This window comes from Streptomyces sp. NPDC060184 (genome assembly GCF_042728795.1).
Lineage (GTDB): Bacteria > Actinomycetota > Actinomycetes > Streptomycetales > Streptomycetaceae > Streptomyces.
Genome location: NZ_JBHWYX010000015.1, coordinates 110,867 through 136,087 on the forward strand (window position 1 = coordinate 110,867; position 25,221 = coordinate 136,087).

A 25,221-nucleotide genomic window follows, 5' to 3' on the forward strand; every position below is an offset into this window, starting at 1 on the left:
TGCTCCTCCGCTTCGAAAGGCCATAGCGGTCCGCTCAGCCATTGGTCGGTGAATGGACAACCTCGTCCGGACCGTCCGAAGTCGCCTCAACGGGCTCCGTGAAGCCCGCCCGGTACGCATCGGCCTGGATCTTGTAGAGCTGCGCGTAGTGCCCACCGAGGCCCATCAACTGGTGGTGCGTGCCGTATTCCACGGCACGTGCGTCGTGCAGCACGATGATCAGGTCAGCCATCCGGACGGTTGAGAAGCGATGCGACACTAGAAGCGTGACCCCGCCCGTGCCCGTCTCGGCGCCCGCCCGCGCGAGGTCGGCGTAGCGGATGAAAAGCGCGTGCTCCGTTTCGGCGTCCACCGCAGAGGTCGGTTCGTCCAGCACGGTCAGCAGAGGGCTCACCCGCATGAACCCCCGGGCCAGTGCAATGCGCTGCCATTGCCCGTGTGAGAGATCGGCTCCGTCGGGCCAAGCGGCCCCCAACTGGGTCTCGACGCCGTCGGACAGCTTTTGCGTGAACTCAGCGGCTCCGGCCTTCGCCAGGGCCGTCTGGACGGCTTCCTCGTCGTCCGAGCGCGACAGGTCGCCGATGCCGACCGAACGGCTCACCCGGAACTCGAACGAGAAGAAGTCCTGGAAGGCTCCCGTCACCCGGCGCCGCCAGGAGGAGGCATGGATGCCGGCCAGGTCACGGTCATCGAGTGTGACGCGGCCGGAGGTCGGCCTGTACAGCCCGCACAGCAGTTTCACCAGTGTGGACTTCCCCGAGCCGTTCTCACCCACCACCGCTACGACGGCCCCGGCGGGAAGCAGGAGGCTGACGTCGTCGAGGACGAGCTCCTCGGTCCCGGGGTAGCGGAAACTCAGCGCGTCGAGACGAATGCCCTCGTGCAGACGCAGAGGTGCAGGCCCGTTCACGTCCGTGGTGCGTGCCTCGGCGTAGTCCTCAAGCCAGGCCAACTTGCGCGAGCAGTCGAGCCAGATCGTGCGGAAGAAGTGCATCTGGCCGATGGTCTGCCCCAGATAGGCGGACAGCCGACTGCTTGCTGTGAGGACGAGAAGTACGGCCCCCGCTCGATTGTTGCCGTGCGTCGCCACGTAGGCCACGGCCCCGACGAAGGCAGCGCCGAAGCATGCCTGGGCGGCGGCCTGCCACAGCGCGCTGATCCAGCGCGCCCGAGCCAGCGGGCGGTAATACCGCCACCAGGCCTCGTGCCGCAGGTCGCCCACACGTACGCCGGTTTCCGCGACGCGCAGTTCCTTCCCGCTGACCGCCGACGTGGCCAGCAGGAACAGGTGCCTGGCCAGTCGGACATGAGGCGTCCCGGCTTCCTCCACACGCTTCTCCGCGGTGGCACGCCGACCCGAGACCAGCACCGCCGGAACGGCGAACAGCCCGAGCACGACGAGGAACGCGTTCACCGAGAGCAGCAGCCCGAGCGTGACGACCAGCCGGACGATTGCCCCGAGCAGATTGAACAGCTGTTGATACAAGTCGCTCAGGGCCGGAGCGTGCTCTCTCAGCACGGATATCCGGTCGAGCTGGTCCGGCCGCTCATGGTGCTCGATTGTCGAAACGCTCGCCTGCAGCTCGGCTATGTGCGACTCGATGTCGACCGATGCCCGGTCGGCGAAACGCCGGTTGATCCGGCTGCCGACCGTCCGAAGAACCCAGTTGCAGGCCGCCATCGCCGCGAGCAACGCCGAATCGAAGGCGATCTTGCCGTGGTTGCCGTCGATCACCGCTCCGGCGAACTCGGCAAGGCCCCACGCGAACAACGCGTCCGGTATCGCGCCGGCGAGCGTCGTGAGGAAGGCGACGAGGATGAGGCCGGGACTGGTGCGCCAGCCCATCCGCAGAGAACGCTGCAGTGAGGTCAGGCTGCCGGGCAGCGGCATGAGCTGCTCGCCGTTCATGCCACGTCCCCCTCAGCATCGCGTGCGCCCGCGCTGTGGGCGGCGGGAGGTGCCGCCGGGACGGGCTCGTCCGGATCGGCGTCGTCCGGTTCCTCGGAGAACCGCGAAGCCTGCAGTGTGTAGAGCTCGTGGTAGCGGTCACCGGCGGCCATGAGCTCCGTATGCGTTCCGAGCTCGACGATCCGGCCGTGTTCGAGCACACAGATCCGATCTGCGTGACGGACGGTGGAGAACCGGTGCGAGATCAGGATGGTCGTCACCCCACGAGTCGACTCCAGAATCCTTTGGAAGGCCGCGGCCTCTCCCCGGACGTCCAGTTGCGCGGTGGGCTCGTCGAGAATGACTAGCCCGGCGCCGGTCCGGACTGCCGCCACGGCACGGGCGATGGCCACGCGCTGCCACTGCCCACCGGACAGATCGGTGCCGCCCTCGTAGGCACTTGAGAGAACGGTGTCGAGCGAGGCGAGGCCTGCCGCTCCGGCATCGTGCAGCGCCGCTTCGATGACGTGGTCGGGTGCGCCGTTCGGCGCGACGTTGTCACGCAGCGGCAAGTGATAGCGCAGAAACTCCTGGAAGACCGCTGTGACGCGGTGACGCCAGGACCCCAGGTCGAACTCCCGCAGGTCGATGCCGTCCACTTCGATCGTCCCGCCGGTGGGGTCGTAGAGGCGACACAGGAGCTTCGCCAGGGTCGTCTTTCCCGCTCCGTTCACACCGACGATGGCGAGCGAGGTGCCGGACTCGATGGTCAGGTCGATCCCGTCGAGCACCTGCTGGTGACCCTCGGGATACCGGAAACTGACGTCACGGAACCTGATACGGCGCGCGGGAAGGCCGTCAGCCGGCACTGCGCCCGAGGGCAGTTCGCCAACCTTCCGCATCGAGTCATCCAGAGACAGAGCAATGGCGACAGATTCGGCGGTGGGCGGCAGAGCCCAGTTGATCCCGCCGAAGGCCACCGCCGAGGCTCCGAGCGCGGCCTGCGCGAACATGGCCGCCTCACCGACCGACAGACCACCGGAGGACGCGTGCGTGGCCAGCGACCAGAACAGCAGGCCGTTGGCGACGAGCAGGACGAGCACCGCCCACCGAAGGGGCCGACGGCGCAACCGAGTTGCCTGCCAGCGCAGTTCGACCAGTTTGCGCCGCTCAGCAGCAAACCGCGCCACGGTCCACTCGCTCAGCCCGAAGATCCGCAGTTCCTTGGCCGCCGGTGCGTCCACGGCAAGGCGATAGGCGTAATCGGCGCCGCGTTGCGCGGCGAGCACCTCGGGCTGGTCCCGGTCCCAGGAACTGCTCTCGCGCAACAGCCAGTGCGTGGAAAGCCAAGCACCCGCGATCAACGGGGCTGCCCACCAGGTGTAGCCGAGGAGAATGGCGGACTGCGTCAGTCCGGCTGCTGCCTCCACCACCCCTCCTGATATCAGGCCGATGGCGATCGTCATGGGCGGGCCGGAGATTCCGAGGTCGAAGTCCTTGGCCAAGGCGAGACGATCGGTCAGTTCTCGTGATTCGAGGTGGGCAAGGCCAGGAGGGCTGGTCGAGGCGCGAGCCAGCACCGAGTGCAGGCGGTCCGAGAGACGGTCACCCAAGTTGCTGCATACCTGTGCGTGAACGGGAGCCAGCATTTGGATCACCACGAACGTCGACCCCGCCGAGAGCAGGGGCACCACGAGTGACCGTCCATCCTGCACCGCTCCGACCAGCACGCCGGTGAGAACGGTGAACACGGCGGGCAGAACTCCCCGCGCCACGACCAGCGCCCACCAAGAGGCCCCCAGAGCGGGTTTCACCCGGGTGAGAAAGGCGAAGAAGGCCACTTCGGGACGGTGGCGTATCTGAGTGATCACCGGGGGCATCCGGTTCGGTACAGAATCATTTGACTCGAATCCTGCCTGGAGAGATCGGGGGATTGCGGTTGACGGACACTGTCACCGGAAGGCATCGCGATCACCTGGTGAGCGCGTCTTCCGGCGCGTGGCCAAGACCGAGACACGCCGCGGTGAACACCTCTCCCACGAAGATGGCCGGGCGACCGCCGGCGTGGATCCGATACGTGCGGACGGCTCCGGTGACGTGCCTGGGCTCTTCGTGTTCCGGTGCGGCGCTCGCGCATTCGTCCAGTGGGTCCGGAATCTCCCCGTCGAACAGCGGGCGCCCAGTGCGCAGTTCGCGGAAGGTCTCCACCCGATGGCGTCGCAGAAGCCTGCCGATCGGCTCGCTGGTGGCGTAGAGATCACGGTCCACGGCGGGCAGGGCACCCGGTGCGAGGACGGCACGGGCGTACACGAGGACGGTTCCGGTCGTGGCGCTGACGAGCTGGGTGGACCGGGTCAGCACGGCGCCGCACGCACCGTCTCCCATCAAGGCGTCGAGCACGTGTCGCGGTGCTGCCCCGCGATGGTTCATGGCGACAGCGTTCACGCGTTCACCCGCGAGCTCTTCGAGCATGGTGGTCACCGTGCCGTCAGTGGTCAACAGCATGCGGCCGACCACGCCGAGCTGGTCGAAGGCACATACTGATGCGGGATTGTCGTCGGCAGGCTTCACAGTGACTCCTGAGGCCCGGGCTCCGCCAGGGGCTTTCCGGTCGCCGAACGGGCGATCCATTCGACGATCTCGAATCGGCGGGGCATCTGCTGGGGTGCCAGTCGCGCCCTGCACCATGCGACGAGCTGCCGTTCCGTAACGCTCGGCCTGAGCACGACCCGGGCTGTGGGCACCTGGCCTCTGACCGGATCAGACGCTGCGGACACCTGTACGTCGAGGACGCCTTCGCACCGCGCGATCATCTCCTCGACCTCGGCCGGAGCGACTTTCTCCCCGGCCACGTTGATCACCGTGGCGGCTCGCCCCAGGAGCCGCAGCCGCCCCGAGGCGGTGGGGTCGCGCCGAGCGAGGTCACCCGTCCGGTACCAGCCGTCGGGTCCGGCCAGCGGAGCGAAGCCGGCGAGGGTGTTCGGCTCCGCACGCCCGAGCGCAAGGGAAGAGGTGTGGATCCAGAGCTCTCCGTCCTCGATACGGGCCTTTATGCCCGGCAAGGGCTCGCCGATGTCGCCCGGCTCCTGTCCGGCGGCGACCCGGGTCAGGGTCACGGCCCCGGCCTCCGAGGAGCCGTAGCAGTTGTAGAGCGGGAAGCCCAGTCCGTCCTCGGACCGGTCCAGCAGCGCCTGCGGCAGCGGGGCGCCCGCGGAGACGGCGGCGCCCAGCCGGTCGAGTCCCCGGGCCGCATGCCCCTGGCCGGAGCCGGTAGCCAGCAGGCGGTAATGTGCCGGCAACGCGATCAGGGTCCGGGCGCCGAGCTCGCGCGCGGCGGCAGCACACTGTGATGGCAGGCTGCGCCCGGGTAGCACCCTGACCGGCGCCCCGGCCAGGAGCGGAGCGACCAGGCCGTAGTTGAAGCCGTACGCATGGAAGAGTGGAGCCGCGCAGACCACTGGTGCATCCGGTGCGTAGTCAAGGGCTCGAGCGACGCGGCGCGCGTCTGCGAGCACTGCGGCTGCCCGGCGAACAACCGCGGACGGCGCGGCTGTCGAACCCGAGGTGAGGAAGATTTGTGCACCGCCGGACAACAGGTCGTCGTGTGGCGTCGACCCGTCCGTCGAGGTGGTACTGATCGCCAGGGTGACGTCCCCGGACGGTGCCGTCCACGTGACCTGGCCGGGCCCCGAAGACAGAGGGCTGTCGCGTACGACCGGCCCCGATCGCGGTGAATCCGCGGTCGCGCCCGGATCCCGGTGGACGACGAAAAGCCCCGCGCGGTCTGCGGCAAACGTCACCACCGCTGTGGCCGCCGCATCAACGAGTTCGGCGAAGACGACGCCTCCAGGGGCGTGGAGGCCGAGCCGTTCGGACAGGTCCTCCGCAGCAGCAAGCAGTTCGTCGCGCGTCCATGTGCGGTCAGCGGTGATCAGTGCGGCGGTCGGGGACGAGGCGGCCACCGCCGCGAAGATTCCCTGGGAATGCATGGATACTCCTGAGCGGTGTCGATGGCGGGGCCTGCCGAGCGCGGACCCCGCCATCACTCGGGATGGTCAGCTGTGCTCCACGACGTAGTCCGCGATCTTTCCCGGAGTGCAGAACCGGTCCACGACGAGTTCCTCGTCCGGGATGGTCAGCGAGAACTCCTCCTCGAGCCAGACCAGCACTTCGAGAACTCCCAGCGAGTCGAACTCGGGGTACTCGCGCAGGTCCTTCTCCGCGTCCGGATCGCCATCCCGCAGCGCGGGGATGACTTCACGCAGACGCACGAAGACGGTTTCCAGGACAGCCTGGCGGTCGGCCATGTGGCATCTACCTCTCTTGTCGGATGGGGCTCTGCGAGCGCGTGGTGAACAGGCGCTCGGCGGCGTCAGCGGAGATCTGCCGCGAGTTGGTGGTCGGCCTTGCGGACGGCGTCCAGGAGCTTCTCGTAGAGCACCGCCGACGGACACTCGGGCAGCAGCCCCTTCCAGGGCTTGGCCGGACTGGCGAAATGCAGCACAGCTGCTTCTTCTTCGAGCCGGTCGAGTGCGTCGAGGGGCGTCACGTCCTCTGTCGTGTACCGGACCCATGGAGTGCGCAACAGAGCCGAGACCGGGAAGACGTTCCACCGGGGATTCAGCCGGTGCCAGCGATCCTCTGCGGCCCAGTTGAGCGCGTCCTGATCCCAGAGCCGAATGTGCTCGGGGTGAGAGGCGATGAAGGCGAGAGCCCGCTCGAAGAGGCGCTCTGAGCGGCAGGCGAGGGGATCGATCATCAGGACGCCCGAGTTGAAATATTCCCGCTCGGCCGGGATGCCCAGCTTCGACCAGCCAGGCAGAGCTCTTCCTCGACCGACGAGCGGGTTCAAGGGGTCGCGTACCGCACCGATGGGGGCGCCACCGAGATCGGTGCCCAGCAGTCCTTCCAGGTCACCCCGGATGACGAGATCGGAGTCGAGATACAGCAATTTGTCGCAGTCTCTGTAGATCTCGGGAATCACCAGACGCAGATAGTTCGCGTTGGCCCCGCCGAACCCGGTCGGATACCGGATGGGCTCAAGACTCACCGGACGGAGTGTGACCTGGAGCCGCAGCAGATCCGCGTGGCGCCGCAGACGGTCTGCCGCCGTGTCGGACAGCTCCTCATACAGCACATCGATGCGCAGCCGATCGGCCAGCTCGGGGTTCGTCCTGCGCAGGGACAGCCATGCCACGGTCAAAGGCAGGCAGTACGACTCGTCGACGGCGAAGACCAGACGGCGAACCGGCTCAGCAACTTCTTGTTGCGCGTGGTTCATGTGAGATCCCCGTTCCGGCGGTCTCGCACCGCGTCGGCCACTTTCTTGAGGTGCGGCAGCCCTTCGAGCAATTGCACGGAGTCCACGCCGAAGTCAACCAGGCAGGCGATCTCGTCCACACCGCAGTCGGCAAGCCTTCGCGCGAACGCTGTGCACTTGTCGACGGAGCCGAACAAGGACGCGGTGCGGAAGTACCTCTCGAACGCCATGGCGATGACAGCGTCCTCGTCGGCGGCTGCCGTCTCGGGCCACTGCTGTCGCCAGAGCTCGAAGGAGGAGCGCAGGTAGTCCTCGAACGGCTCGCGTATCACCTCGCGCACTCTCTGGTCGTCGGCTCCCACGAGGGTGTGGGCCATGACAGTCACGGTGCCGCCCTGCGGGTCGTATCCGGCTTCTTCGCGGGCCGTGCGATATGTGCGGATGTTCTCCTTCAGCGTCGTGACGTTCTGGAACAGCAGCGCGGACAGCACATTGAGGCCGGCGGCGCCGGCCCGCTCGAACGTCGTCGAGTGTCCGGCCGCCGTGACCCACACGTTGAGCTCCGGCTGGACCGGTCGCGGGTAGGTACGCACGGCGGTCCTCGCACCCTCACCGTTGACCCGCTCGATTTCCTTTCCCGCCCAGACGCCGCGCACCACGTCGACCGCGTCGAAGGTCAGCTCACGCCGTTCGGCGTATCGCCCCGGAGCGAGTACGAAGTCATTGGCGACCCAGCCGGAGGCGAGGGCCAGATCGACCCGGCCGCTGGACAGGTTGTCCACCATCGCCCAGTTCTCCACGATCTCCAGTGGATCGTGGAGGGGAGCCACGACGCTGCCGGCACGCAAACGCACACGCCCCGTACAGCGGGCCAGAACCCCTGCCATGACCGCGGGATTCGGATACGCTCCGCCAAATGGATGGAAATGTCGCTCGGGTAGCCAGATGGCCGAGAAGTCATTCGCGTCAGCAAATTGAGCGACTTTTTCGAGCGTAGCGTACTCTGCCTCGGCGTCGCCTACCACGCGATTCGCGAAATAGATGAGACTGGTATCCATCATCACCCCCTGATCGAGCATCTCGGTTGCCCGGAGTCGTGTGCCTCCGGAATTCCAGGCTCTGTAGAAATGGCAGTACTTCGTCCCTATGGCCGCCGAATTTTCGTCGGACTCGGCGCGGGCTCTTTCTGCCTGCTCGGGTACGGGGACGCCAAGCGTAGATCTACATCGATAGAAAGCGGTTTCGTGATGAAACTATAGGCCGACCTGAGGACTGTCAAGGGTGCGGGGTCGTCCCTCGTTGCCTCGCCGGCCACTCGCCCGGAATCGGTCAAAACATTCAATATGCGCCTTGTTGGCGGCAGATCGGCGCGTTCGGAGCCGCTCGCGTCGTGACGAGTGTGACTCTTTGTGCGATTTGGGATATCGCTTGCAAATTCGGTCCGTATGTCGATCGTGGGTGATATTGGCGCGCTTGGGCTTGTAGGTGGCACTTTCAATTTCAGTTGCGCAGATGGTATTGACGGGGCTGAGTGGGCGTGATTAGGGTTTTGGAGACTCGCCGAATAGGCAAAGAGTCCTTGTCCCGTAGGGTGGCAGGTGCGAATTGGGTGGCGGTTGAAATCCGTGGCCCCGCTGATTTCGCCACCTTCTTGCGAATAACGGACTACGTCGAGAGGGTCAACCTTGCGCCCGATGCGTAGCTTGCCTGAGATGCGCTCCAGCAAACAGCCAATGTCTCTTGATATCCCGGCTATGGGCATGACTGGCGGTCATGTTGCAGAGGCTGTCGATCGTCTGCACCGGGTTCCCGGCCGTCATCGCGAATTTGTTCAGGACGCACGGCGCGCTGCCCGCGAACACGGCATCTCTCCGGCACTTCTCAACCAATTGGGTGACCTCGGCCTGCCGTCGCAGCACGTGGACGGCGCCCATCGCTACGACAGGATCGACCTTGCCAACGTCGCCCTGGCCCTGCGCCTTCCCAATGCCCGGGCCATGGCCATGCGCGGCTGGGCCAACTCGTTGAGCGTGACGGCCGGCACCGGGTCGAGCTTCTTCGAGGTGGAGGTCGAAGCGCACTGCCCCGCCCCCGGGCACCCAGGCGGCTGCGCCTACGAACTCAGTGATGCCCTGCGCTCGCTCGAAGGTTACGAACCGCGCGACGAGGTGCGCTCAGGCACACTGCGCCGGCGCATGCCGCGGCCCGAGTCCGCTGCACCGCCGCACGCGCGAGAGCTCGCCGAACTGGTGCGACCTCTGCACTACCACTTGCTGCCCGAGGCGCTACGCGCTGACCTCGGCTTCCTGGAAGAAACCGGCCTCGCGGACTGCGCCCTGGCCGCGGCCTTCCTGACCCGCGAGGCCGGGGCCAGAGGTTTGGACGCGCGCTACAGCAACGGCATTTTCCTGGCCCTCCCGTACTCGATGACCCATACCTGGATGGAAGTGCGCGACGGGGACAGCTGGACCGCACTCGATCCGCATCTGCTCCATCTCCTCACCGATTGGTCGCTGCTGAACCCGGCTGACTGGCCCCCGTACAGGTCGATCGGCGGTTGCACGGTGCGCGTCGCGGAGCGTGATGTGTGGCTGGTCACGCATCGTGGGGCCTGCGCCGTCCTGTCGCTGACCACTCGGTGCTCGCCGGCGGACCTCGGATGACCGGCTCGGCAGTGCCGCCGCACCGTGTCCTGGGACGTCCCATACGTGTCGTGCTCGTCGGCGCCGGTGCCATGGGGCAAGCGTGGGCACACGCTCTGGCCCGACATCAGCAGTGCGAGCTCGCGGGCATCGTGGACGCCGACACTCGTCGGGCGAAGGGCCTGGCCCTGCGACTCCGGCTTCCCCGCGTACCGACCGCGGCCTCGTTGGGCGAGCTGCCGAACCCCGCGGCGGACGCCATCGTGAACGCCACGCCACCGGATGTCCACCATGCGGTGATCGCTCAAGCGCTCGCCGCCGGGCTGTCGGTGCTCACGGAGAAGCCTTTTGCCACGGACCTGGCCGGAGCAGTGATGCTGACGGGTCAGGCCGGCCGACAGGGCAGAGTCTTGATGGTCAGCCAATCCCGCAGTCATCAACCCGGGATCGCGGCGTTCAAGGCCGCGATGGCCGAACTGGGCGGTCTGCACACGCTGGAGGCCCGCTTCAGCCGTGGCTACCCGGCGGAAGGATTTCGCGCCGAACTCGACCAGCCCCTGTTGCTCGACATGGCCGTGCACGCCTTCGACGCCGCTCGGCTCCTGAGCGGCAGTGAGCCGGAGGCCGTCTACTGCGATTCTGTACGACGCCCGGGCACGGGCTACCGAGGTCCGGCCGAGGCAGTAGCCCTGTTCGAAATGGCCGACCACTCGCGCTTCCATTACAGGGGTTCCTGGTGTGCTCCTGCCATGCCCACGGCATGGAGCGGCAGCTGGCGGGCGACCGGCCCCGGCGGAACCGCGACCTGGAACGGGGCCGGGCGGGTACGGCTGGCGCGTGCAGGGGCGGCGTCAATGCCGCACAGCTTGGATGCCGGCGCCGACTTGAGCAGTGACGGCCCCGTCGCCGTTGTCGCCGAGCCCGATGACGCCGGATTCGACCGTGATCCGATACGGCAGGTCTCGGTCCCTCTGGATCATTTCGTCGATGCCCTGACCGACAGCTCGGCCCACTGGGGTGATGCCGCCAACAACCTGGGAACCGTGGCGATGATCGAGGCCGCGATGATCTCCGCCCGGGAACGGACCCGGGTTGTGATCAGCCCCGCCGGGCCCGTGGTGCCAGCGATCGCATCGGTGCGGGGGAGCGCGGGAGGGCACGGCTGATGCGCATCGTTCTGGTCCAACGCCGAGCCCTGACGGGCGATCCTGGTGAGAACCTGAGGCGTGGTCTCGCCGTGTGCGCCGAGGCCGAGCAGCTTGGGGCCGACCTCCTGGTTTTTCCGGAGTTGTGGCAGACGGCATACGCGCCGTGCCCGGAGGACGAGGCCGGCGCACGCCAATGGAGCGAACTGGCGACGACAGTCACGGGCGACTGGATCGGTTCGTTCCGGGAAGCCGCCCGGCAGCACCGACTCGCCATCGTGACGACGTTCATGGAAGCGGGTCCGGACGGGATCTCCGACGCCGCCGCCCTCATCGACTCCTCGGGCCGCGTGGCCCACGTGTACCGCAAGGTCCACGTGTGCGACTTCCTCTGGGAACGGGCCTTCGTCCCCGGGGATCGTTTCGCCGCGGCAACGGTGCAAACGGCCGCGGGACCGGTACGGATGGGCGTGATCATCTGCTTCGACCGCGAGCAACCAGAATCCTGCCGGGCGCTCGCACTGGACGACGCCGAGCTCCTCGTGTGCCCGAACGCCTCCCTGCTGTGCGACGACCGCATCGGGCAGATTAGGACGCGGGCCTTCGAGAACGCGGCAGCCGTGGCCGTGGCCAACTATCCCCGCCCGAGCATGAACGGCCGGTCCTGTCTGTTCGACGGGCGCGCCATGGACCGAGGGCGGCCTCGTGACCACACGATCGTGCTGGCCGACGACAGGGAACAGCTCGTGGTCGCAGACCTGGATCTCCAGGCATTGCGCGCCTACCGCGCGCGTTCGATCTGGGGTGCGGCGTTCCGCAGGCCCCAGGCGTACTCATCGCTGCTCAAAGGAACTGATATGTCGATTCAGGCGGTGGACGACGTCCCAACGGACGCTGGGAATCTTGTGATCGGCAGTGGGGAATCCCGATGAGCGAGGGCCTCGACGTGCGGCCGTTCCGGTTCGGGGTGCTTGCCGGAGGTGCTCAGAACGTCGCTGACTGGGAGTCACTGTCCGCCCGCTGCGAGGAGGCGGGCTACAGCTCGCTGCTCGTACCCGACCACATGAATCGGGAGTGGGGCCCACTTGTCTCCCTGGCACTTGCCGCGCGGACGACCCGGACCCTGGCTCTCGGCCCGCTCATGCTCGGAGCCGGCCTGCGAAGGCCGTCCGTGCTGTACAAGGAACTCGCCACGCTCGACCTGATCGCTCCGGGCCGTCTGGAGATCGGCGTGGGGGCAGGGTGGCTGGCCTCCGACTTCACACGTGCGGGGATCGAAGTCGAGTCAGCCTCGGCGCGGATAGATCGTGCTGTCGAGGCTGTGACTCTGCTGCGTCGGCTGTGGGACGAAGGGGGAGCATCTTTCACCGGACGTTTCCATCAGGTGATTGACGCCGTTGGCGAGCCGCGTCCCCGTCCTGCGCGGTGGACCATGGGCGGCGGTGGTCCGCGCGTCCTGCGCGCGGCGGCCCTGCATGCCGACATCGTCTCGCTCTCGGCCCGCCTCGTGTCGGGCGCCAAGGACAGCAGGTTCGGACCGTCTGCACGAGCTGTCGAGTTCGATCAGCGGGTGCGTTGGGTGCGCGAGGCCGCGGCGGACCGCGCCGAACAGCCGGAGCTTCAGTGCCTTATCTTCGCGGCCTCTCTCACCAAGTCGCCCGAGCGTTATGCCGATCGCGTCCTCTCCCGCATGTTCGGCCTGCCGGCAGCTGAAGCGTTGGACTCTCCCCTGGCGCTGGTCGGGGACGTCGCAGAGGTCTGCGAACGGCTGGAAGAGCGCCGCGAGCGTTTTGGCATCTCCTACTGGGTGTTGCCGGCGGCGCAGGCGGAGGCATTCGCGCCGGTAGTGGCCAGGCTGACCGGCAAGTGACGGCGTTGGCTGACAACGCGAGACATGGAGGACCGTTGCGCGTCTTGGGACTTGGCGGATCGCATCACGATTTCTGTGCTGCTCTTGTGGAAAACGGCAAGGTCGTCTCGGCCATCGAGGAGGAGCGGCTGACGAGAGTGAAGATCGCCTTCGGTCTCGGGCCCCGTCTCCAACGCTGCCTCGCGGCCGACTATGTGCTCTCCGAGGCCGGCACATCCATGGACGAGGTGGACCTGGTCGTCGCCAACGACTTCGTCAATCCCGTCTACACGCTGCGTGTGCGGGACCGCGTGCGCTGGATGGGCCACCACCTCGCCCACGCGGCGAGCGCCTTCTACACCTCGCCCTTCGAACACGCTGCCGTGATGGTGATGGACGGCCGGGGCTCGACGGTGGTCGAGGGCGGTGAGCTCTACGGCGAGACCATCACCTGCTATCAGGCGAATCCCCGTGGGCTTGAAGTGGTGCGCGCGCAACACGGCAGGGTGACGGTGACCGACCGTCGGTCCGAGGATCCCTACGAGGACTCGGTGGGGTGGATGTACGAGGCCGTGTCCAAGGCAATCGGACTCTTCACCACAGGAGGAATGGGCGCGCCCGGCAAGACCATGGGGCTGGCCGCTTACGGCTCACCGCGCTATGTCGAAGAACTTGGCGCCTACTACCGGCTTTCCGAAGGGGAGTTCCGCCAATCCACAGCGCAGCAGATCGCCATGCGCGCCTTCATCGACGCCGAACTCGCCAAGGCCGACCATCCGGACGAACACTACGCGCGTCGTGCGGACTTCGCCTACGCCGTCCAACAGCACACCGAACGGGTCGTGATCTCATTCGCGCGCGCGCTGCACCGACGAACCGGGCTGACTGATCTGTGCCTGGCAGGCGGCGTAGCGCTCAACAGCGTGGCCAACTACAAGCTCCTGGAAGCGACGGGTTTCGAACGTATTCACGTGGTCCCCGCCGCCGGTGACGGCGGGACCGGGCTCGGGTCGGCCCTGTTCGGCTACTACGCTCTCGGCTCGCACGAGTGGAGGCCCTCCCCGGAACCGTTCTCCCCCTACCTCGGCCGTGAGTACGGCCAGGAGCGGCTCGAAGCCGCGCTCGCGGCGGAGAGTGGCCTGTTGAGGGTGCTCCGGCCGGACGACCTGTATGCCCACGTGGCCGGTGAACTCGCCGCCGGAGCGGTCGTCGGCTGGTACCAGGGGCGCTCCGAGATAGGCCCGCGGGCCCTGGGAAATCGCAGCATTCTTGCCGACCCGCGGGATCCCGGAATGAAGGATCGGATCAACGCCAAGGTCAAACACCGCGAGCACTTTCGCCCGTTCGCACCGATTGTGCTCGAAGAACGCCAGAGCGAGTACTTCACGACATCGGTTCCGGCACCGTACATGCTGATGGTGCCCGAGGTGCGGCCCGAGATGCGAACGGTGATCCCGTCGGTCACTCATGCCGACGGATCGGCCCGACTGCAGACGGTACTCGGGGCGCTCAATCCGCAACTGCGTGCTCTGCTGAACGCCTTCGACTCCGTCACCGGTGTCCCCGTGCTGCTCAACACCTCCTTCAACGACAACGAGGAGCCGATCGTCGAGACGCCGGAGGACGCGGTGCGCTGCTTCCTCAAGACCGATATGGACGTCCTGGTCCTTGGCAGCGGGCTGGTTGCCTATAAGGAGACGCGGGCGTGAGTCAGGAGCCTTCGTCGATGGCGGAACTGTGCGACCGGATCGGGCCGCCGGACCGAAGTGCGGCCCGCTTCGCGGCCGTGCGACTGCGCACCTTGGCACGGCCGCCGGGAGCGCTGGGCCGGCTGGACGAACTGGTGCCTCGGATCAGCGCGATACGCGGCGATCCCGCCCCCGGGCCGCTGCCCGCCGTCATCAGCGTCCTGGCTGCGGATCACGGACTCGCGCGGCACTCGGCTTCCGCCTTCCCCCAGCACGCCGGCGGACGGGTACTGGCGCTCGCGCTCTCGGGACGGGCACCGGTGAACATTCTCGCCGATCGCGTGTCGGCCCAGTTCGCCTGCGCGGACTTCGGGCTGACGCAGCCGGTCGGCGACCCGGAGTACCGAATGGGTCCCGGAACCGGGGACATCAGCGTGGAGGATGCCATGAGCGCCGCGCTCGCCGAGCGTGCGGTGCTCGGCGGAGCGCGGTACGCACAGAGCCGGCTCGGCGACGAGCCCCTTGTCGCAGTCGGGGAAATCGGCATCGGCAACACGACAGCCGCCGCCGCGCTGGCCGCGGTATTGCTGGACCTGCCGCCCGATGCCGTCGTCGGCGCCGGGTCGGGAGTCGACGCATCAGGGGTTGCACGCAAGCACGGTCTCGTCGCACAGGCGCTGCACCGGACAGCTCGGATCTCCCGTGACGATCCCATGGCTCTGATCGCCGCACTGGGCGGGTTCGAGATCGCCGGCAACGTAGGGGTCATCCTCGCCGCCGCCGCCGCACGCCGCGTCGTCGTACTGGACGGCTTCATAACCGGCGTCGCCGCGCTGCTCGCGGTTCGGCTGTGCCCGCAGGCGTCTGCCTACCTGGTGGCGGCCCACCGCTCGGCCGAACCAGGGCATCAGCCCGTGCTCGAAGCGATCGGCCTGGAGCCTCTGCTCGATCTCGGCATGCGCCTCGGCATGGGCAGTGGCGCCGCCATGGTTCTGGGTCTGATCAACACCACGCTGGAGCTCGCACGGAGCACACCACGGGCTCGTGACGTGGGCCTGGCCCTACAAGAGGGGGACACGTGAGGAAGATGTCGGACACGAAGACCTCTCCACCTCGTGCGGTTGTCTTCGACCTCGACGGCACGTTGCTGGACACCTGGTCGATCCACGCCCGCTGTCTCAGCGGGGCAGTGCACGAGTTGACCGGGAGCCCGGTCGGCACGCTACAGCTCTTCCGCTCTCAGCAGCCGACGGATCTTGGCACGCTCGGTCGCCTGGTTGGAGCCGATCGAGCCCCGGAGGCGCTGGGCGTCTACCGGGCGCTCCTCTCGCGGGAACTCGCGACGGCTTCTCCCCAGCCCGTAGCCGGTGTGACCGCCGTTCTTGAGGGACTGCGAAGTCACAGGATTGCGGTGGGGGTGTGCACCGGACGGTCGCGTGAGGACGCACAGTCCCTGCTGGACGCAGCCAGCCTCGATGTCAGGCTGACGGTGGCGCGGCAGGACGCGGCGCCGAAGCCGATGCCGGACGCGTTGCTGCTCACCTTGCGGCGCCTCGACACGGAGCCGTCGAAAGCACTCTTCGTCGGCGACAGCGAATGGGACCGGTCGCAGGGCGGAGCCGCGGGTGTGCGCACCCTGATCATCGGCCGCAGCGGCCTCCCTGCCGAGCTGGCCGACGCTCAATGGCCGACAGAAGACGACCAGACGTCCGCATGATGACCACTCCTTGAGGGGGATGTCCATGGCTACCAGTGCAGAGGCCGGCGCCGAAGGCGGCGCCGGGGCAGGCCCCATGGCCGACGATTGGCTCCCGGTCGTGGATCTCGCCGACGCCCGCACGGCCGACGGCCGAGCTCGTGCGGTTTCGCAGATCCGTCGGGCCTGCGAGGACGGCGGATTCTTTCTTCTTGTCGGTCACGGCATCGCCGAAGGCCTTGTACACGGGGTGCGCGCCGCGACCGCGGAACTGTTCGGCGGTCCCGAGCGGAACGATCCCGAACTGGCCGCCGACCCCGCGGACCCGCTGTTGCGTGGACTGGTCGCGGGAAACATCGAGCCGCTGGAGGCGTTCACCGTGAACAGCCTGGGCGAACCCGGAGCCTTCGCCCAGCTGCCCGACGATGTCCGGCCTTCTCTCGGGTTGCCCAACAAGTGGCCGCGGATCAGCGGCTTCGCCGAGTCGTACCGGTCCTACATGGCAGCGACCCGGGAACTTGCCGACGCCATCATGCGGTTGTTCGCGATGGCCCTCGATCTCCCCGAGGACTGGTTCGCACCACATTTCAAGCCTGACATGTCGAGCCTGACCGTCAACTTCTACCCCTCGTCCGATGCGCGGAGCGGCCCCGACGGCAAATTCCTCAAGATCGCGCATCGGGATTGGGGCACACTCACCATCCTGTACCTGGACGAGGGCGCAACAGGACTCCAGGTGCTGGGCCGTGACCAGGTCTGGCGAGAAGTCCCCGTGATCCCCGGTGCGTTCGTGATCAACGTCGGCGATCTGATGGCCCTCTGGACGGACAACCGGTGGCGCAGCGCGGTGCATCGGGTGGTCTCGCCGTCCACGGACCGCCAGGCCCGTGACCGCCTCTCCGTCGCCTACTTCCACCAGCCGAGCCCAGCCGCCCTCATCGCCTGCGTACCTGGGGGCGGCGATCCGGAGTCCGGGCCACAGCACCGCCCCCAACGTGCCGATGCCTACTTCGAGTCGAAGCGGCGTCAGGCCTACATCACCGAGCGGCTGATGAAATCCACCGGGCGGACGTCGTGACCGGCGAGGTGGTGCTGGTGACCGGTGGCGCCGGGTTCATCGGCAGCCATGTCGTCGAAGGCCTGCTGCGCCTTCACCGGGAAGCCCTTGTCGTGTCCGTCGACTCCTACTTCACCGGCCGCAAGGAGAACCATGTGGCCGATCCACGGGTCCGCTACATCGAGGGAGAGACGGCGAACCTCGACCGCGTGTGGAACGAGGCGAGCCTGCCTTCACCATCCACGGTTTTCCACCTCGGAGAGTATGCCCGCGTCGAGCGCTCCTTCCAGGAGCTCGATCGCGTATGGCACTCCAATCTTCTGGGCACGAAGTCGGTGGTCGACTTCTGTCTGAATCGTCGAGCGCGCCTGGTGTACGCGGGATCCAGTACCAGGTTCGCTGAGCCACCACACGGCGAACATGCGAGCCCCTACGCATGGGTGAAGGCGAAGAACGCGGAGTACATCCGCAACGTCGGGAACTGGTACGGGCTCGACTACGCGATCACCTACTTCCACAACGTCTATGGTCCGCGGCAGATCAGCCAGGGGCCGTACGCCACGCTGATCGGCATCTTCGAGGAGCAGAGGCGCCAGGGCTCTCCTCTGACCATCGTCGAACCGGGCACTCAGACACGTGACTTCACCCACGTCGACGACATTGTCTCCGGCCTCCTGATCTGCGCGGAGCGAGGGTCGGGCGATGGCTATCAGCTGGGCTGCGGTGTAGAGCACCGGATCATCGACGTCGCGCGCATGTTCGGTGGCGCGATGCGGATGATCCCGGCGCGTCGCGGCAACCGCGTTCGCGGAGTGGCCGACCACTCATCTGCACGGGCGCTTGGCTGGATCCCAAGAATCCACCTGCGGGACTACATCGCAGGGCTCGACACCCCCAGTTCTGCGCAGAAGCGATTCAGTGACGTCAACAGCGTTGAGGAGGAAGGGCAATGAACACCACCAGTGAAACGGGCGGGACCAAGTCGGCCGCCACTTGTCCCGTGCGGTTTCCCGCTGCTCGCGAGAACCCGTTCGCGCCCCCCGGGGCCTACCGTCCTGATGGGCATGACGGTGGCCCCCTTGAGGTCGAACTCGCCTACGGTGGCCGGGCCTGGCTTGTCACACGGAACGCTGATGTCCGGACACTCTTCAGCGACAACCGGTTGAGTTCGGACGCGACTGCCGATGATTACCCACTGGTCCCGCTGGCCTATCGAGAGCAGCGTCCTGGTGTGTTTCTGTCCATGGACCCGCCGGAGCACGAGCGGATACGCAACCTGCTCAGCCGGGAGTTCGGCGCAGCGGCTGTAGCAGCTCGCCGGCCTGCGATCGAGAAGCTTGCCACAGGGCTGATCGACCAACTCACCGCCGACGGGGGGCGTTCTGCCGACCTGGTCAAAATGTTCGCCGACCTGCTGCCCTGCTACGTGTCGGGATACCTGTACGGGGTCACCGACTACGAGGACTTCGCCCGGCAGTGCATCAACGCGCGGGCCACTCACGACGGCTCGATGGCGAAGCGGCTCGTCGCAGGCGAGAAGATGAAGCGTTTCCTCGGCGAGCTGATCGATGCCAAGGAAGCTACGCCGGGCGATGATCTGCTGACGCGGCTGCTTGCCAACGCGCGTGCTGCCGGACTCGGCCGGGACGACGTCATCGGCGCCGCCACGCTCCTGCTCGCGGCGAGTCTGGATGCCACCGCGGCCGTAACTTCCATGACCGTCCTGGCCGTGCTCCGGGACCCGTCGCTCCATCAGCGGATGCGGCAGGATCCCGCGCGGTGGGCGCCCCTGGCGGTCGAGGAGTCGCTTCGGTTCTGGACGGTTATTCAGCACGGCCCGGTACGGGTGGCGAAACAGGACATCGAGATCGCCGGCCGCACGATCCGCAAGGGTGAGTTCATCGTGCTGCACCTGCATTCCGCGAACTGGGACCCCGAGGTTTTCGATCAACCTGAAAGGTTCGACATCGACCGTACCAGGAACCCGCACCTTGCCTTCGGGCACGGAGTCCACCGCTGCCTCGGCGGGGGACTGGGAACCTTGGAGGCAGTCGTGGCACTGGAGCTGCTCTTCACCAGAATGCCCGAATTGCATCTCGATGTCCCGGAAGAGGATCTGGTCTACCGTCACGAGGACCTGGTGTACGGGGTGCGCAACCTCCCCGTGGCTTGGTGAGGGGCGGTGCCTGACCGTCAAGTCGGGCGCACGTGCGGGTCGCAGTATTTTGGCCATGCTTTCCGATTTCCATGGTCATGAATGTGTTCGCCGTCATGGATGCTCGATCGAATGTGAACGGTGGAAAGTTGATGGAAGAATCGATACGCTCGATTCTGGCCGACCCGGGAATTCTCGGCGACGCGGCTGCGTCCTTGGCGCGCGATGCGGATATCCGGCTGGCCGGAGTCAGTTCCATGCAAATAGTGCAGATATTGATGGAGGTTGAGAGTCGATTCGAGATCGAAATTCCGGAGGACATGATCAGGCCTGAGACCTTCAGGTCGATCGGGGTCATCGCCGAGGCGGTCGAAGTCGTAGTGAAGCAGCAGTCCCCCGTGGGAAAGCCCCCCAATGGGGAGCCGATGGATCGCGCGAGCACGGCAGGGACTCGGCTGCGCGCTCCGGGTGTCGAGATGACGTCCAGGGCGGACGAGAGCGTTCTTGACGGTCTCCGCGCCTCACTGGCGAGACTCTTCGCCCATGAAGTGGATGATCACTACACCGCTCCTCCCGTCATCGCCCGAAGCGTCTCGGAGCGTGCCGGATACCCGAGCTCCTTCCCGCACCTGCTCGGTGAGGTGCACGGTGCGCTGCCCGGATCAGGAACTGGCCCCTCTGATCTCGTCCTCACGTCGGCGGCCTGTCACCATCTGTATCCGCTGATTTCCGAGGAATGGCGAAAAGAACTCGGCTGTCTCAGCGTGGAGGCCGCCTGCTACCGCGGCGAGGCGACCGCCGAAACCGGCCGACTGCGCTCGTTCCGTATGTACGAGATCGTTCGCTGGGGTGCCCCGGACGACATTGCGATGTGGCGCCATCGTGCATTGAGCATCGCAGAATCATGGCTGCGTGATCTGGGTCTGAGCATCGAACGCGCCGCGGCCAACGACCCCTTCTTCGGCAGCGCCGGAAGATATCTGGCTTCTGCGCAGCAGTCCGAGCAACTCAAGTGGGAAATGCTCGCGGATGTGGACGACGGAGTCAACCAGGCCGTAGCCTCCGTCAACTATCACAAGGACCACTTCGGTGAGGCATTCGGGCTGGCAAGGCCCGACGGATCGGTCGGGCACAGTGCGTGTTTGGCCTTCGGGCTCGACAGGCTCCTGTTGGCCCTGAAACAGCGGTACGGCAGCCAGATCCCTGCTTGGCCGGAGACGATCCGCGCGCGGCTCGAACTGTGAGCGGAACGGGGGCGCGACCACTCATAGGTCAGCGGTCGGCTCATCGTTCGACACATTTCAGTTTCAAAGATGCGGAGATATAGAAGTGGCTGTCCGTACGGACCTTTTCCTCGTTCGGCACGGTGAAGCCAATTGTAATGTGGCCGGAATCGTCGGTGGGGATAAGGGCTGCACAGGGTTGACGGACCGAGGTCGCTGGCAGGCCGAACAGCTGGCGGGACGACTGAGCGCGGAACACGCGGAGCTGCCCTTCGAAGTCGTCTACGCCTCACCGCGCCGACGCGTGCGGGAGACCTCCGACATAGTCACCACGGCATTGGGAGCGCGTGCCATTGTCGAGCCGAAACTGCTCGATCTCCGTGCCGGCGAGGCCGACGGCCTGCCATGGCGGGAGGTGGAGACGGTCTTCGGCGCGCAACCACAGGAGAAGCCACACCTCCCCTATGCGCCCGGTGCGGAGTCGTGGAACTCCTACCTCGGCCGCGTCACTCGAATCCTCGAAGATCTTGTCACAAGGCACCGCGATCAGAGAGTCCTTGTGCTCGCACACGGTGAGACCGTGGAAGCTTCGTTTTCTTTGATGCTCGGACTTGCCGCAGAGTCGGTTCGCGACCTGAGGTTTGGGACCCAGCATACGGGAATCACCCATTGGCGGATACAGGAAAATCCGTACGGCCAGATCACGAAAACGCTGATGACCTGCAATGACGTAAACCACCTGGCGAACTCTGTGCCATGTGGGTGCAGCATCTGAAGAATTTCACCTTCAGGATTTTGGGAGACGTGTAATGAAAGACGACAGGATCGAACCGGAAGTGCTCGTGCCGATATCCTACTTCGGCTGCGCCACCTACTTCAGGGATTCCGTCGAAAGTGTTCTTCGGCAATCTCACCAAAATCTACGAGTGGTCATCGTGAATGATGGAGACAGCGAACCTCCGTGGTCGTTGATCGAGGACATCGAGGACCCTCGCGTGTGGCGTATCGAGCTCCCGACGAACGAAGGGGTCTACTTCGTCGTATCCGCAGTCCTGCTGGCCAACGACTCCCCGCTGATGCTGATACAGGATGCCGACGACTGGAGTCGACCCGAACGCGTATCCGTCCTGCTGGATGTTCTCCGCAGGACGGATGTCGGCGCCGCCTTCTCCGCGCAGTCGGTGCATTACGAGCATGGTCGTCATTACGGCGACGGTTCCGAGCGGGCGACCAGATTGGAGGACATGTCGGAGAATCTCTGCGCCCCGGCGGATCCGGACACGCTCCGTCAGTACTGTCAACATCATGGATTGTTTCGGACAGAACTTCTCCGTCGGCTCGGTGGGTACTACGGAGGATTTCGAGTTTCGTACGACAAGCTCATTGTCGCGGTGACGCACCTCCTGGGTGAGGCCGCGTACACGAGGGCCCCGGTGTACCACCGCCTCCGTCGGCCCGGCTCACTGTCCACCGCACCAGAAACGCGATCAGGCAGTGACTATCGCGTGGGTGTGAATACGTGGCTGCGTAAAATCTACTCATCGGTGGCATCGGACCTCGATGGCGCGGACAAGAAAAATGCCGATATCAGTGCCCTGATGCGCCAATTTATCGAACCGGCCGACTGGGCGCGACTTCAGGCGTACGCGGCGGACATAAGGGGCGTCATGCACTGCCCGTCGGACCAGGTTCACCATGTCGCCGTTCGCGGTTGACCGGGAGAAACGCGTCGAATTGCACCGTATGGCGATGACTTGAATGCGTGTTGTGTGCGGCGTCCCGAACCTTGGCGTCAAGCGTTCGACTGGAGGGAAACGTGGACTTCAGCCTCTTCTATTTCGCTGACAATGGAGAAGCAAAGGGCGATCGGTACCGGCTGTTGATGGAGGGCGCCCGGTTCGCGGACGACCACGGACTTGCCGCCGTCTGGACACCCGAGCGGCACTTCCACCGCTTCGGCGGCCTGTTTCCGAACCCGTCCGTCACCTCGGCCGCAGTGGCAGCCGTAACCTCTCGCGTGCAGGTGCGAGCAGGCAGTGTGGTGCTGCCCCTGCACCATCCGGTGCGGGTCGCCGAGGAGTGGGCCATGGTGGACAACCTGTCCCACGGTCGGGCCGGCGTGGCTCTCGCCTCCGGCTGGAATCCCCAGGACTTCCTCTTCGACCCAGATGCGTACGCCGACCGCCGGGAGCGCACGGTGGACGCGGTCGAGACGCTTCGGCGGCTCTGGCAGGGCGGGCCCCTCGACCCGGGGCAGGGGCCCCTCGATTCGAGGCAGGGGCGCCTCGTCTATCCGCCGCCTGTGCAGGAGGAGATTCCACTGTGGCTCACCAGCAGTGGAAGTCCGGCCACGTTCGAGACCGCCGGGCACGCCGGTGCCGGAGTGCTGACGAACCTGCTCACGCAGAACGTCGAGAAGCTGACGGAGAACGTCGCGGTCTATCGGCGGTCCTACGCCCGCTCGGGGCGCACCGGTCGCGGACACGTTGTCTTGATGCTGCACACCTGTCTCGGCGAGGACCGGGCGTCGGTCGAGCGCTCTGTGCGTGAGCCGCTGCGGCGCTATTTGATGTCCGCATTGGATCTGAACCTGCGCTCCACCGGTTCATCCGCGGGCAGGGACGCCACCACGAGGCGGCCGACCACCGATGAACGAGCCCGGGTCTGGGCCAGATCCCCCCTGGCTGCGGCGGCTGTCGACGGTGCCTACCAGCGCTACCTCACCTCGGACGGCCTGTTCGGGGCCGTCTCGGAGGTGCTGCCCATCGTGGAGCGCATGCGCGGGGCCGGCGTCGATGAGATCGCGTGCCTCATCGACTTCGGTGTGCCCGTCGACACGGCGCTGAGGGGTCTGGCGGGCCTTGATGCGCTGCGTACCGCGGTGGAGGAACGGGAGGCCGCCGAGGGGCGACCTGCATCCGATGGGCACGGGTGACACGATCTCGGTGAGGCCGCCGTGAGCGAGGGGTCGGAGCTGTCCTGGACAGTCGGTGAGCGCGTTCGGATCCGGCACACCCCGGGTCACGCGCTCGACCGGCGGGATCCCCTGTCCGGCATCGGTGGCGGCGGCCGAGCCGGGCGGGTGTCAGCCGGCTGCCGGGGTGGCGGTGTACTCCTCGTCGGTGACGGGGGTCAGCCAGTGCACGACGGCGTGGTCGGCGTCGCCTTCGTTGATCGCCACGTGGACCATCAGCCGGTCGGGTGCGGCGCCGTGCCAGTGCTCCTCGCCCGCCTCGAACAGTACGCGGTCGCCCGGACGGATGATCTCGACGGGTCCGCCCCGGCGCTGGCACAGGCCGACGCCCTCGGTGACGAAGACGGTCTGGCCCAGCGGGTGGCTGTGCCAGTGCGTGCGGGCGCCGGGCATGAAGTGCACCAGGTTCGCGGTGACCCGGGACGGCGCGGGCGCCGCCGCGACGGCGTCGATGTAGACGTCACCGGTGAACCATTCGGCGGGTCCCTTGGCGGTGGTGATCGAACTCCGGGTGATCTGCATGATCGTTCCCTCTTCCTTGCGGCCCGGACGTGCGGGCGGTACGGGGTGCGGTGGTCGTGTGACGGCCCCGGGGCGGGACCGCGGGCCCGTCAGGGCTTGAGGAGCGCCTTGATCGCGCGGCGTTCGTCCATCGCCCGGTAGCCCTCGGCGACCTGGTCGAGGGGGAGGGTGAGGTCGAAGACCTTGCCCGGCTCGATGCGGCCGGTCAGGACGCGGTCGATGAGGTCGGGGAGGTAGCGGCGCACGGGGGCGGGGCCGCCGCGCAGGCCCACGTGGGAGAAGAAGAGCTCCTGGCCGTCGACGGCGACGTCGTGCGGGACACCGACGAAGCCGACGCTGCCGCCGGGGCGGGCGGAGTGCAGGGCCTGCCGCATGGCCTCGGCGGTGCCGACGCACTCCAGCACGCTGTCGGCGCCGATGCCTCCGGTGAGGTCCTTGATCCGGGCGATGCCCTCGTCGCCGCGCTCGGTGACGATGTCGGTGGCGCCGAACTCCAGGGCGAGCTTCTGGCGGGAGGCGTGGCGGGACATGGCGATGATGCGCCCGGCCCCCATCTCCTTCGCGGCGATCACGGCGGAGAGGCCGACGGCGCCGTCACCGACGACCACGGCGGTGGAGCCGGGCCGGAGCTGGGCCGCCTCGGCGGCCCACCAGCCGGTGCCCATGACGTCCGAGACCGCCAGCAGGCTCGGCCAGTACGTCTCGTCGGGGATCTCCTCGGTGGCGACCAGGGTGCCCTGGGCGTTGGGGATGCGGACGTAGTCGGCCTGGCAGGTGCTCATGAACTCCCGGTGCAGGCAGTTCGACTGGAAGCCGTTGCGGCAGTTGGCACAGGTGTTGTCGGAGGTCGCGAAGGAGCCGACGACGAACTGGCCCGGCTTGACCGAGGTGACCTCGCTGCCGACCTCCTCGACGAAACCGACGTACTCGTGGCCCATCGGGTGCGGGTCGCCGACCGGCTCCAGACCGCGCCACGCCCACAGGTCGGAGCCGCACACGCACGACACGGCGGTACGGATGATCGCATCGGTGGGGTGGAGGATCTTCGGATCGGCAAGGGTCTCGAAACGGACATCGCCGGGGGCGTGAATCACTGCGCCGCGCATGAGGGGTTCCTTACAT

At 66.8% G+C, this 25,221-nt stretch carries 23 protein-coding genes; 14 read left to right on the top strand and 9 right to left on the bottom strand.

The annotated features are described in order from the left end of the window. Positions 1 to 34: 34 nt before the first annotated feature. From ACFWEE_RS12870 to ACFWEE_RS12900, 7 genes are all read right to left on the bottom strand, one after another. The gene (locus ACFWEE_RS12870) at positions 35 to 1,909 is read right to left on the bottom strand and encodes an ATP-binding cassette domain-containing protein (RefSeq protein ID WP_386888635.1); all 1,875 of its coding nucleotides are present in this window, start codon (positions 1,907 to 1,909) and stop codon (positions 35 to 37) included. Beyond that, positions 1,906 to 3,729: an ABC transporter ATP-binding protein gene (locus ACFWEE_RS12875; protein WP_386888636.1), complete on the bottom strand. Its 1,824-nt coding sequence runs from the start codon at positions 3,727 to 3,729 to the stop codon at positions 1,906 to 1,908. The genes ACFWEE_RS12870 and ACFWEE_RS12875 overlap by 4 nt, the downstream gene beginning before the upstream one ends. Before the next feature lie 130 nt (positions 3,730 to 3,859). Further along, complete coding sequence (locus tag ACFWEE_RS12880; protein ID WP_386888637.1) at positions 3,860 to 4,459, bottom strand: chorismate--pyruvate lyase family protein; 600 nt, start codon at positions 4,457 to 4,459, stop codon at positions 3,860 to 3,862. After that, positions 4,456 to 5,877, bottom strand: coding sequence for a class I adenylate-forming enzyme family protein (locus tag ACFWEE_RS12885; protein WP_386888638.1), 1,422 nt, complete (start codon positions 5,875 to 5,877; stop codon positions 4,456 to 4,458). Before ACFWEE_RS12885 ends, ACFWEE_RS12880 begins: the two co-directional genes overlap by 4 nt. Before the next feature lie 66 nt (positions 5,878 to 5,943). Beyond that, complete coding sequence (locus ACFWEE_RS12890; protein WP_386888639.1) at positions 5,944 to 6,195, bottom strand: phosphopantetheine-binding protein; 252 nt, start codon at positions 6,193 to 6,195, stop codon at positions 5,944 to 5,946. 65 nt (positions 6,196 to 6,260) lie between these two features. Then, positions 6,261 to 7,169: a glycosyltransferase family 8 protein gene (locus ACFWEE_RS12895; protein WP_386888640.1), complete on the bottom strand. Its 909-nt coding sequence runs from the start codon at positions 7,167 to 7,169 to the stop codon at positions 6,261 to 6,263. Beyond that, positions 7,166 to 8,227, bottom strand: coding sequence for a MupA/Atu3671 family FMN-dependent luciferase-like monooxygenase (locus ACFWEE_RS12900; protein WP_386888641.1), 1,062 nt, complete (start codon positions 8,225 to 8,227; stop codon positions 7,166 to 7,168). Before ACFWEE_RS12900 ends, ACFWEE_RS12895 begins: the two co-directional genes overlap by 4 nt. A 633-nt stretch (positions 8,228 to 8,860) precedes the next feature. On the opposite strand from ACFWEE_RS12900, the gene ACFWEE_RS12905 reads away from it, so the two are divergent. The 14 genes from ACFWEE_RS12905 (at position 8,861) to ACFWEE_RS12970 (ending at position 23,538) form a co-directional block, all read left to right on the top strand. Then, on the top strand, positions 8,861 to 9,811 hold the full coding sequence (locus tag ACFWEE_RS12905; protein WP_386888642.1) for a hypothetical protein: 951 nt from the start codon (positions 8,861 to 8,863) through the stop codon (positions 9,809 to 9,811). A 50-nt stretch (positions 9,812 to 9,861) separates the two neighbouring features. Then, positions 9,862 to 10,956 carry a Gfo/Idh/MocA family protein gene (locus tag ACFWEE_RS12910; protein ID WP_386888643.1) on the top strand — a complete coding sequence of 365 codons (1,095 nt, stop codon included), beginning with the start codon at positions 9,862 to 9,864 and terminating at the stop codon, positions 10,954 to 10,956. Beyond that, entirely contained in the window at positions 10,956 to 11,867 is a 912-nt protein-coding gene (locus ACFWEE_RS12915; protein WP_386888644.1) for a carbon-nitrogen hydrolase family protein, read from the top strand. The genes ACFWEE_RS12910 and ACFWEE_RS12915 overlap by 1 nt, the downstream gene beginning before the upstream one ends. Continuing rightward, a complete protein-coding gene (locus tag ACFWEE_RS12920) occupies positions 11,864 to 12,805 on the top strand; it encodes a TIGR03621 family F420-dependent LLM class oxidoreductase (protein WP_386888645.1) in 942 nt (313 codons plus the stop codon). The genes ACFWEE_RS12915 and ACFWEE_RS12920 overlap by 4 nt, the downstream gene beginning before the upstream one ends. Then, the gene (locus tag ACFWEE_RS12925; RefSeq protein WP_386888646.1) at positions 12,802 to 14,493 is read left to right on the top strand and encodes a carbamoyltransferase; all 1,692 of its coding nucleotides are present in this window, start codon (positions 12,802 to 12,804) and stop codon (positions 14,491 to 14,493) included. The genes ACFWEE_RS12920 and ACFWEE_RS12925 overlap by 4 nt, the downstream gene beginning before the upstream one ends. Further along, positions 14,490 to 15,554: a nicotinate-nucleotide--dimethylbenzimidazole phosphoribosyltransferase gene (locus ACFWEE_RS12930; protein WP_386888647.1), complete on the top strand. Its 1,065-nt coding sequence runs from the start codon at positions 14,490 to 14,492 to the stop codon at positions 15,552 to 15,554. The genes ACFWEE_RS12925 and ACFWEE_RS12930 overlap by 4 nt, the downstream gene beginning before the upstream one ends. A gap of 5 nt (positions 15,555 to 15,559) precedes the next feature. Then, positions 15,560 to 16,189, top strand: a complete 630-nt coding sequence (locus ACFWEE_RS12935; RefSeq protein ID WP_386888648.1) for an HAD family hydrolase — start codon at positions 15,560 to 15,562, stop codon at positions 16,187 to 16,189. Between the two features lie 25 nt (positions 16,190 to 16,214). Continuing rightward, on the top strand, positions 16,215 to 17,246 hold the full coding sequence (locus ACFWEE_RS12940; protein ID WP_386888649.1) for an isopenicillin N synthase family dioxygenase: 1,032 nt from the start codon (positions 16,215 to 16,217) through the stop codon (positions 17,244 to 17,246). Further along, on the top strand, positions 17,243 to 18,178 hold the full coding sequence (locus ACFWEE_RS12945; RefSeq protein WP_386888650.1) for an NAD-dependent epimerase/dehydratase family protein: 936 nt from the start codon (positions 17,243 to 17,245) through the stop codon (positions 18,176 to 18,178). The genes ACFWEE_RS12940 and ACFWEE_RS12945 overlap by 4 nt, the downstream gene beginning before the upstream one ends. Next, a complete protein-coding gene (locus tag ACFWEE_RS12950; RefSeq protein ID WP_386888651.1) occupies positions 18,175 to 19,401 on the top strand; it encodes a cytochrome P450 in 1,227 nt (408 codons plus the stop codon). Before ACFWEE_RS12945 ends, ACFWEE_RS12950 begins: the two co-directional genes overlap by 4 nt. A 77-nt stretch (positions 19,402 to 19,478) precedes the next feature. Next, entirely contained in the window at positions 19,479 to 20,624 is a 1,146-nt protein-coding gene (locus tag ACFWEE_RS12955) for a phosphopantetheine-binding protein (protein WP_386888652.1), read from the top strand. Between the two features lie 85 nt (positions 20,625 to 20,709). Further along, positions 20,710 to 21,378: a histidine phosphatase family protein gene (locus tag ACFWEE_RS12960; protein ID WP_386888653.1), complete on the top strand. Its 669-nt coding sequence runs from the start codon at positions 20,710 to 20,712 to the stop codon at positions 21,376 to 21,378. Between the two features lie 34 nt (positions 21,379 to 21,412). Further along, a complete protein-coding gene (locus ACFWEE_RS12965) occupies positions 21,413 to 22,318 on the top strand; it encodes a glycosyltransferase family A protein (protein ID WP_386888654.1) in 906 nt (301 codons plus the stop codon). Between the two features lie 101 nt (positions 22,319 to 22,419). Next, complete coding sequence (locus ACFWEE_RS12970) at positions 22,420 to 23,538, top strand: MupA/Atu3671 family FMN-dependent luciferase-like monooxygenase (protein WP_386888655.1); 1,119 nt, start codon at positions 22,420 to 22,422, stop codon at positions 23,536 to 23,538. 150 nt (positions 23,539 to 23,688) lie between these two features. Here ACFWEE_RS12970 and ACFWEE_RS12975 read toward each other — a convergent pair whose 3' ends face one another. Together ACFWEE_RS12975 and ACFWEE_RS12980 are read right to left on the bottom strand one after the other, a co-directional pair. Further along, the gene (locus tag ACFWEE_RS12975) at positions 23,689 to 24,099 is read right to left on the bottom strand and encodes a cupin domain-containing protein (protein ID WP_327174150.1); all 411 of its coding nucleotides are present in this window, start codon (positions 24,097 to 24,099) and stop codon (positions 23,689 to 23,691) included. Between the two features lie 89 nt (positions 24,100 to 24,188). Next, a complete protein-coding gene (locus ACFWEE_RS12980) occupies positions 24,189 to 25,205 on the bottom strand; it encodes a zinc-dependent alcohol dehydrogenase family protein (protein WP_386888656.1) in 1,017 nt (338 codons plus the stop codon). Positions 25,206 to 25,221 lie beyond the last annotated feature (16 nt).